Annotated in this window: 5 protein-coding genes; 2 read left to right on the top strand and 3 right to left on the bottom strand. The window is 67.5% G+C overall.

All coding sequences use genetic code 11. The annotated features are described in order from the left end of the window. The first annotated feature begins 248 nt into the window (after nucleotides 1-248). On the top strand, nucleotides 249-1,148 hold the full coding sequence (gene hemF / locus XarbCFBP7408_RS15950) for an oxygen-dependent coproporphyrinogen oxidase (RefSeq protein ID WP_047130070.1): 900 nt from the start codon (nucleotides 249-251) through the stop codon (nucleotides 1,146-1,148). Between the two features lie 426 nt (nucleotides 1,149-1,574). On the opposite strand, the gene polA is transcribed toward hemF, so the two are convergent. Continuing rightward, nucleotides 1,575-4,376, bottom strand: coding sequence for a DNA polymerase I (gene polA, locus XarbCFBP7408_RS15945; protein ID WP_104563780.1), 2,802 nt, complete (start codon nucleotides 4,374-4,376; stop codon nucleotides 1,575-1,577). A gap of 77 nt (nucleotides 4,377-4,453) precedes the next feature. Here polA and XarbCFBP7408_RS15940 point away from each other — a divergent pair, with 77 nt between their 5' ends. Continuing rightward, complete coding sequence (locus tag XarbCFBP7408_RS15940) at nucleotides 4,454-4,744, top strand: DUF2782 domain-containing protein (protein WP_104563779.1); 291 nt, start codon at nucleotides 4,454-4,456, stop codon at nucleotides 4,742-4,744. 295 nt (nucleotides 4,745-5,039) lie between these two features. Here XarbCFBP7408_RS15940 and XarbCFBP7408_RS15930 read toward each other — a convergent pair whose 3' ends face one another. Next, nucleotides 5,040-7,568 carry a protein kinase domain-containing protein gene (locus XarbCFBP7408_RS15930; protein WP_104563777.1) on the bottom strand — a complete coding sequence of 843 codons (2,529 nt, stop codon included), beginning with the start codon at nucleotides 7,566-7,568 and terminating at the stop codon, nucleotides 5,040-5,042. Next, a complete protein-coding gene (ecfK, locus tag XarbCFBP7408_RS15925) occupies nucleotides 7,547-8,086 on the bottom strand; it encodes an ECF-type sigma factor EcfK (RefSeq protein ID WP_104563787.1) in 540 nt (179 codons plus the stop codon). The genes XarbCFBP7408_RS15930 and ecfK overlap by 22 nt, the downstream gene beginning before the upstream one ends. Nucleotides 8,087-8,363: the final 277 nt, after the last annotated feature.

The following is an 8,363-nucleotide window of genomic DNA, read 5'->3' as shown; positions in this document are numbered from 1 at the left end:
AGGTAAGCAATGTTCGATGAGGGCAAATTGTGCTGGCGTGATCTCCATGTCCAATAGTTTAACCTCCCCAACCACTAGCGTTAACAGGCCCTAGAAAACAGCCGGCATATGAATCCTGGCGTGGGACGGCCCGGCAAAGCCTGGCCGGCCAAGCACCCGATGCCTACACGCCGCAGCGCCTCGCCCTGCGACAAACGGGCGCGTTTGCCCGACTGCATGAAGCGCGATGCACCGCTTAGAATCGTGGCATGAACGAATTCGACCGTGTACGCGATTATTTGACCGGCCTGCAGGACCGCATCTGCGCTGCCGTGGAAGCCATCGACGGCAGCGCGCGTTTTGCCGAAGACCTGTGGCAACGCGAGGAAGGCGGTGGCGGGCGCACCCGCATCCTGCGCGATGGCGCAGTGTTCGAGCAGGCCGGCATCGGGTTTTCGGATGTGTCCGGCTCGCGCCTGCCACCTTCGGCCAGTGCGCACCGGCCCGAGCTGGCGGGGGCGACGTGGCGCGCCTGCGGCGTGTCGCTGGTGTTCCACCCGCACAATCCGCACATCCCCACCACCCACGCCAATGTGCGCTACTTCCGTGCCGAGCGCGATGGCGAGGTGGTGGCGGCCTGGTTCGGCGGCGGCTTCGATCTGACCCCGTTCTATCCGGTGGACGAGGACGTACTGCACTGGCACCGCACCGCGCAGGCGCTGTGCGCGCCATTCGGCGAGGAGCGCTATGCCGCGCACAAGCGCTGGTGCGACGAGTACTTCTTCCTGCGCCACCGCAACGAGACGCGTGGCGTGGGCGGGCTGTTCTTCGACGACCTGGGGCAGGATTTCGAACGCGACTTCGCCTACCAGCGCGCGGTCGGCGACGGCTTCCTGGATGCCTACCTGCCGATCGTCGAGCGTCGCAAGGACGCGCCCTACGGCGAGCGTGAACGCGAGTTCCAGCTGTACCGCCGTGGCCGCTACGTGGAATTCAACCTGGTCTACGACCGCGGCACCCTGTTTGGCCTGCAAAGTGGCGGGCGGGCCGAAAGCATCCTGATGAGCCTGCCCCCACGGGTGCGCTGGGAATACGGCTTCACGCCGGAACCAGGCAGCGCCGAGGCGCGGCTGATGGACTATCTGGTCCCGCGCGACTGGCTCGGTTGAACCGATTAATTGAAAATACCCGCTAATGAAACGCTGTGTTGATCGCCTGAGTTAATTCGGCCTATTTAAATTTGTGATTCCAGCGCCGCCGGTGAATCGTGCAAGGCGATGCACTGGTTATGTTGCGCAGCAAAATAATTGCAGACCGGAAATAAAAAGCCCCGCAGACCAGGGGGAGGTCGGCGGGGCCAGGGAACGGAAACTTGGGGAGTAGTTTCCGCTCCGAGATCTACTCCAGGGGATGGGAGAGATCTGCCGACAGGCGTTGCGCCCGTCGAGGGATATAACACCATTTTCTACATTGATGGATCGTGAAGATAACTGTTAAAAATATGTAGAATTTAACGGTTATTCATTCCATCGCCGCGGGTCCAGTTCGTATTATGTCTGGTCTGCGCATTCAGCATATCAGTGTGATTTGCTGCGTCAGTGCGCCTCGTCCCAGTTATCGCCAACGCCGGAATCCACCACCAGCGGCACGCGGAGTTCGCCCGCCGACGACATGCGCGTGGTGACTTCGCTCAGTAGCGTGTCGACGAAATCGGCATCGGCTTCGAACACCAGTTCATCGTGCACCTGCAGGATCATCAGCGCGCGCTCGGCGTGGTCGGCGATCCAGCCGTCCACGCTGACCATGGCGCGCTTGATGATATCCGCTGCGGTGCCCTGCATCGGCGCGTTGATGGCGGCGCGCTCGGCGCCGGCGCGCTGGCCCTGGCTGCCGGCGTTGATGAAGTCCAGATACAGCCGGCGGCCGAACACCGTCTCCACGTAGCCCTTGTCGCGCGCCTGCTGACGGGTGGTTTCCATGAAGTCGCGTACGCCCGGGTAACGGCTGAAGTACAGCGCGATGTAGTCCTGCGCCTCGCCACGGCCGATGCCGAGCTGGCGGGCCAGGCCAAAGGCACTCATGCCGTACATCAGGCCGAAGTTGATCGCCTTGGCGGCGCGGCGCTCATCGCTGCTGACGGTGTCGATGGTGCGGCCGAACACTTCGGCGGCAGTGGCGCGGTGCACGTCGGCGCCGGACTCGAACGCGCCCACCAGGCCGGGGTCGCCGGACAGGTGGGCCATGATGCGCAGCTCGATCTGCGAGTAGTCGCAGGCGATCAGCTTGCGCCCGGGCGGGGCGACGAAGGCGCGGCGGATGCGGCGGCCGTCTTCGGTGCGGATCGGGATGTTCTGCAGGTTCGGGTCCGACGAGGACAGCCGCCCGGTGGCGGCGCCGGCCTGGTGGTAGCTGGTGTGCACGCGCCCGGACTGCGGGTGGATCATCTCCGGCAGCTTGTCGGTATAGGTGCTGCGCAGCTTGGTCAGGCCGCGGTATTCCAGGATCACGCGCGGCAGCTCGTGCTGGTCGGCGATGGCTTCCAGTGCCTCTTCGTTGGTCGAGGGCTGGCCTTTGGGCGTCTTGACCACGGCGGGCAGCTTGAGCTCGTCGAACAGCAGCGCCTGCAGTTGCTTGGGCGAATCCAGGTTGAAGCTGCGCCCGGCCAGCTCGGTGGCCTTCTGCTGGGCGGCGAGCATGCGCTTGGACAGGTCCGCGCTCTGGCGGCGCAGTTCGGCGGCGTCAACGCACACGCCGTTGGCTTCGATGCGCGCCAGCACGTCCACCAGCGGCATCTCGATCTCGCGGTAGACCTGCTCCAGGCCCGGCTCGGCGGCCAGCCTGGGGCCGAGCACGTGGTGCAGGCGCAGGGTGATGTCGGCGTCTTCGGCGGCGTAGCGGGTGGCGTCGTCCAGGCTGATCTGGGCGAACGGGATCTGCTTGGCGCCCTTGCCGCAGACATCCTCGTACTTGACCGTGTCGTAGCCCAGGTAGCGCTTGGCCAGGCTGTCCATGTCGTGGCGGGCGCTGCCGGAATTGAGCACGAAACTCTCCAGCAGGGTGTCGTCGTGATAGCCGGCCAGGGCGATGCCGTGGCGGCGCATCACGTGCAGGTCGTACTTGCCGTGCTGGCCGAGCTTGCGTACCGCAGGATCGGTGAGCAGCGGCGCCAGCTGCGCCAGCGCCTGGGCACGGTCGAGCTGGGCCGGGGCGCCGGGGAAGTTGTGGCCGAACGGCAGATACGCCGCCTGGCCAGGCTCGGCGGCCACGCTCAGGCCGATCAGGTCGGCCTGCAGCGGGTCCAGGCTGTCGGTTTCGGTATCGAAGGCGAACTGGCCGGCGCCGCGCAGGCGCGCGATCCAGCTGTCGAGCTGTTCCTGGGTCAGGATGGTCTCGTACTGGCCGCGCGCCGACAACGCGGGGTCCACGTCCACCGGGGCGCTGGCCGGGCCGGACACGAAGCCGGTGCCGCGCGCGCGGCCGGGTTCGGTGCGGGCACTGGCGGCGGCGGCCCCCAACGGCATCGGCTCGGTCGACAGGCCGGCCTGGGCGGCTGCACCGCCGAGTTCGCGCAGGGCCTGGGTGAAGCCGTAGCGGGCGTACAGCACCGCCAGCGTTTCGGCGTTGGGTTCGCGCAGGTCCAGCGCGCGCGGGCCGCTGGCCAGGGTCACGTCGGTCTTGATGGTGACCAGTTCGCGGTTGAGCGGCAGCCGTGGCAATGCGGCGCGCAGGTTGTCGCCGATCTTGCCCTTGATCCTGTCGGCGTTGGCGATCACCCCATCGAGCGAGTCGTATTCGGCCAGCCATTTGGCGGCGGTCTTGGGGCCGCACTTCTCCACGCCGGGCACGTTGTCCACGGTGTCGCCCATCAGCGCCAGCAGGTCGACGATCTGGTCGGGGCGCACGCCGAACTTGGCGATCACCGCCGCGTCCGAATCCATGCGGCTGCCGCTCATGGTGTTGACCAGTTCGATGCCCGGGCGCACCAGCTGGGCGAAGTCCTTGTCGCCGGTGGAGATGGTCACGCTCAGGCCGTCGGCGGCGGCCTGCAGCGCCAGCGTGCCGATCACGTCGTCGGCTTCCACGCCGTCGATGCGCAGGATGTCGATACCCAGCGCATGCACGATGTCGCACATCGGCTGCACCTGCGCGCGCAGGTCGTCGGGCATCGACGGCCGGTTGGCCTTGTAGTCGGCATACAGATCGTCACGGAAGGTCTTGCCCGGCGCATCCACCACGAACGCGACATAGGCCGGGCGTTCCTTCAGGGTGGCGCGCAGCATGTTGACCACGCCGAACAAGGCACCGGTGGGCTCGCCCTGGGCATTGGTCAGCGGCGGAAGCGCGTGGAACGCGCGGTACAGGTAACTGGACCCGTCGATCAGGACTAATCTGCTCATGCGCCAATTCTACGCTGCACGCTCACGCCACACCGTGCCGGCGCATACTTGCCGACGACCTAGAACGGATGACGACGATGAAGAGAGCGAGTCTTTTGCTGCTGCCGTTACTGCTGCTCGGCGGCTGCGCCACCCCTTCCGGCGGTACTGCCGGCGACGGCATCCCCGCCGGTGCCGATGTCACCAGCAAGACCATGGGCAACGGCGACAAGGTCGACGAGTACCGGGTCAACGGCCAGCTGGAAATGGTGCGGGTGACGCCTGCCCGCGGTGCGCCCTACTTCCTGTACGACCGCGATCACGACGGGCATACCGATGCGGAGAAGGACAAGGTCAACAAGGTGTATTGGAAGCTGTATAGCTGGTGATTCGGGATTCGGGATTCGGGATTCGGGATTCGGGATTCGGGATTCGGGATTCGGGATTCGGGATTCGGGATTCGGGATTCGGGATTCGGGAATCGGGAATCGGGAATCGGGAATCGGGAATCGTAGAGCGTAAGCCTCGCGGGTCTTGCGGCGCTGGTTTCGGTGACATCAGCCTAGTGCCGGGCGAGATGGCCTGCCGGTTTCGGTACGCCGCCGCATGGCGACAGGGATGGCCTGTGCTGTCGCCCTGCGGCAGTTGTGGGCCGACGGCACTTGGCCGGCCCGATACTTCATCTCAGCGTTGCGCCACCGACGTTGTGGTTTCTGCGCTGGAGGTTGCAGGAAGCGCGTTGGCCGGGGCGGCCAGCGCCAGGGTCTGGCGTGCGGCATGCAGGGGTTGTTCGGCGTCGCCATAGATGCCGGTCAGAATCTGTAATGCCTGCTGCGCGTGGTCGCGCGCGGCGGCCATCTGGCCTAGCCTGCGCTCGGCTTCGGACAGGCCGCGCAGGATCTCGGCGGTCTGCGGATGCGCACGGCCCAGCACCCGCATGGACGACGCCAGCGATGCGCGCTGTTCGGCCAGCGAGGCATCCAGCTGGCCATCGTCCAACAGCCAGAACGCATGGTTGCTGCGATAGGCGATGGTGGCCGGCGCATCGTCGCCGAACAGCGCGCGCGCACGCTCCAGCGTCGCACGGTAATGCGGGCCGGCTTCGGCCAGCTTGCCCTGCTGCCGCAAGGCGTTGGCCAAGTTGCCTTCCACCAGCAAGGTGTCGGCGGCGTTGTCGCCGTAGAGCTTGCGGGTGAGGCGCAGCAACGAGGCCAGTTCGGTTTCGGCAGCGGCAACGTCGCGTTGCATCAGCAGGAACACCGCCAGGCTGTTGCGCATCGACAGCACCAGCGGATGCTCCGGCCCGCGCATGGCGATACGCTCGCGCAGCAGGCTGCGCTGCAGGGCGATCGCCGGCACCAGCTGGCCGACGTCGGCCAGGAGGCCGGCATAGACGTTGCCGGCATCGATGCGTTGATCCGCGGTGGTGGCGCCGTTGGCCAGCGCGGCGACATAGGCGTGCCGGCTCTCTGCCAAGGCATCGGCGATGCGGCCCTGGCCGCGCAACGCCGATGCCAGCCGCGCGCGCATCTCGTTGCCCAGCGCCTGCTGTTCTGCGTTGCCGCCTGCCGCCTGCGCGATGCCCTGGCGCAGCGCCTGTTCGGACTCGCTGGCCTTGCCGGCGCCGGTGAGCGCCTGGCCGAGCATGCAGGCCGCTTTCAGGGCCGGCACGCTGGCCGCGCCGGCGTGCTCCCGCGCCAACGACTGGGCAGTGCGCAGGTGCAGCACCGCCTGCGGATAATCGCCCAGCGCGATCAGCGTGCGGCCCAGGGTCAGCTCCACCTGCGTACGTGCATCGGGCTGATCGGCCAACTCGCGCGCGGCACGCTGCGAAGCCTGCTGCAGCACGCGCAGCATCAGCGTCCTGTCCAGGGCCTGCGCAATGCCCGGGTCCACGCTGGACAACACCGAACTCATGAAATCGCCGGTCACCTGCGCGCGTTGCGCATCGCGTGCAGCGTGTTGCAGCGACCACAGTGTTGCGCCCACGCCGGCGATCAATGCGATCGAAACAAGTGCAGCAGCCAGCACGCCGCTGCGGTGGCGCTGGGTGAACTTGCGCAGCCGCAACCAGCCGCCGGCCTGCAACGCACGCGGCGGGTAGCCGTCCAGCCAACGGTGCAGATCGTCCAGCAAGGCCGACACCGACGCGTAGCGCGCGCCCGGTTCTGGGGCCAAGGCGCGCAGCACGATCGCATCCAGGCCATCGCGCAGCTGATCCTGCAGCTTGCCGTGGGTGGTCGCACGGGCCGCGCAGATACGCGCGCGCGCATCGGCCGGCACTGCCGCCACCCGCTGCGATGGCGGCTGCGGCACGCCGTCGCGGTCTACCACCGGGGCCAGCCCGCAACTCAGCTCGTAGAACATCGCAACCAGCGCATAGATGTCGCTGCGTGCATCCACCTCCGGCGCGCCGCGCGCCTGTTCCGGGCTCATGTAGCCAGGCGTGCCGCGGCCATGCGCGGAGGTCATGCCGGGGTTGGCCGCATCGATGGCGATGCCGAAATCGATCACGCCCGGCATCGGCCGCCCGTCGACCGCGCTGACCAGCACGTTGCTCGGTTTGAGATCGCGATGGATCACGCCTTTCTGGTGCGCGTGCTGCACCGCCTCGCCCACCCGCAGCATCAGCAGCACGCGCGCCTGCAGCGACAGCAGGTGCGCATCGCACCACCAGGTGATCGGCTCGCCGCGCAGATACTCCATCACCAGATACGGACGGCCGTGCGCATCGGTGCCCACGTCGTGGATCTGCGCAATCGCCGGGTGCACCATCTGCGCCAGCAGCCGGCATTCGAATTCGAACAAGGCGCGGCCCTGCGTATCCAGGGCGTCGGCGGCCACCAGCTTGATCGCCACCTCGCGCTCGTAGGCACCGTCGGCGCGATGGCCCAGATAGACCTGGCCCATGCCGCCGGCGCCGATCAGGCGGTCGATCGCCCATGCACCGAAGCGCGTGCCGGCCGGCAGTTCCGGCAGCGGCGCGCGCAGTGCCGCGGCGGCCTGTTGCAGCGGCGCACGCACGCGCAGCGTGGCCTGCGATTCCACCGCCAGCATCGCCAGCAGCTCATCGCGCAGCACCACGTCGTCACCGGCCTGTACACGCGCAAACTCCTTGCGCGCTTCCACCGGCAGCTGACAGGCCTGATGGAACAAGGCTTCCAACCGCTGCCAGGAAGTCGCGGCGCTGCTCACAGCTGCGCCGCCAGCCACACGCGCGCGAAGCGCAGATCGCGCTCCAGCGTCGGCACCGACACCTCCAGTTGCTCGGCCGCCTCGGCCACGCTGAAACCCACCAGCTCGGTCAGCGCGAAGGCCCTGGCCTTGCGCTCGTCCATCTGCGCCAGCTTGTCGAAGGCATCGGCGACCACCATCAACGCCTCCGGCCGTGGCGCGCCGTCGGACAGGCTGATCGTCAGGGTCACCGCCTGCCCCAGCCGCTTGGCGCTGGCATGGCGGCGCGCCAGATCCACCAGCAGATGGCGCATCTGCAGCGCCGCCACCGCATAGAAATGCGTGCGCGAGCGAAACGCCTGCTGGCCCTGTTCCAGCCGCATCCACGCCTCGTGCACCACTTCGGTCGCCTGCAGGCCGGCACGCGCATCGCGCCGCAGCTCGCGCAACGCCGCGGCGCGCAGCACCTCGTAGACATGGCGCGCCAAGGCATCGCCCGCGCCGGGTTCCTCGCGCTGCCAGGCCTGCAACAACTCGGTGATCGGCAACTCGGACATCCGGTCCATCTCGCCTGCGTGGGAACGCAGTATCCCGCATTGGCGCCCGGGTCGGCATTTCGAAAACCAAACGGTTTAGCTCGCTTGCACCGCGCCGGCAGACGCGCGTCGGGCCGCCCGGATCAGGCAGCCATCACGGCACGGGCTGCCAGGTCGGCCCCTGGCAGTGGAAGGCCGGGCAGCCTTCCACCTTCAGGAGGTCATCCACCCCACGCGTGAGCTTGGCATCAGGTCCTGCCGGATTCCGGGTTGCAGATCCACAGATCCCCGGCATCCG

This window comes from Xanthomonas arboricola pv. guizotiae (assembly GCF_002940205.1).
Taxonomy (GTDB): Bacteria; Pseudomonadota; Gammaproteobacteria; order Xanthomonadales; family Xanthomonadaceae; genus Xanthomonas; species Xanthomonas arboricola_C.
The sequence above is the reverse complement of the archived record's forward strand: the minus strand, read 5'-3'. Positions and strand labels throughout refer to the sequence as shown.

What these genes read in the sequence shown, in the direction of transcription:
- hemF (WP_047130070.1), top strand. Translation starts at nt 249, where the DNA reads ATGAACGAATTCGACCGTGTACGCGATTATTTGACCGGCCTGCAGGAC.
- polA (WP_104563780.1), bottom strand. Translation starts at nt 4,376, where the DNA reads ATGAGCAGATTAGTCCTGATCGACGGGTCCAGTTACCTGTACCGCGCG.
- XarbCFBP7408_RS15940 (WP_104563779.1), top strand. Translation starts at nt 4,454, where the DNA reads ATGAAGAGAGCGAGTCTTTTGCTGCTGCCGTTACTGCTGCTCGGCGGC.
- ecfK (WP_104563787.1), bottom strand. Translation starts at nt 8,086, where the DNA reads ATGTCCGAGTTGCCGATCACCGAGTTGTTGCAGGCCTGGCAGCGCGAG.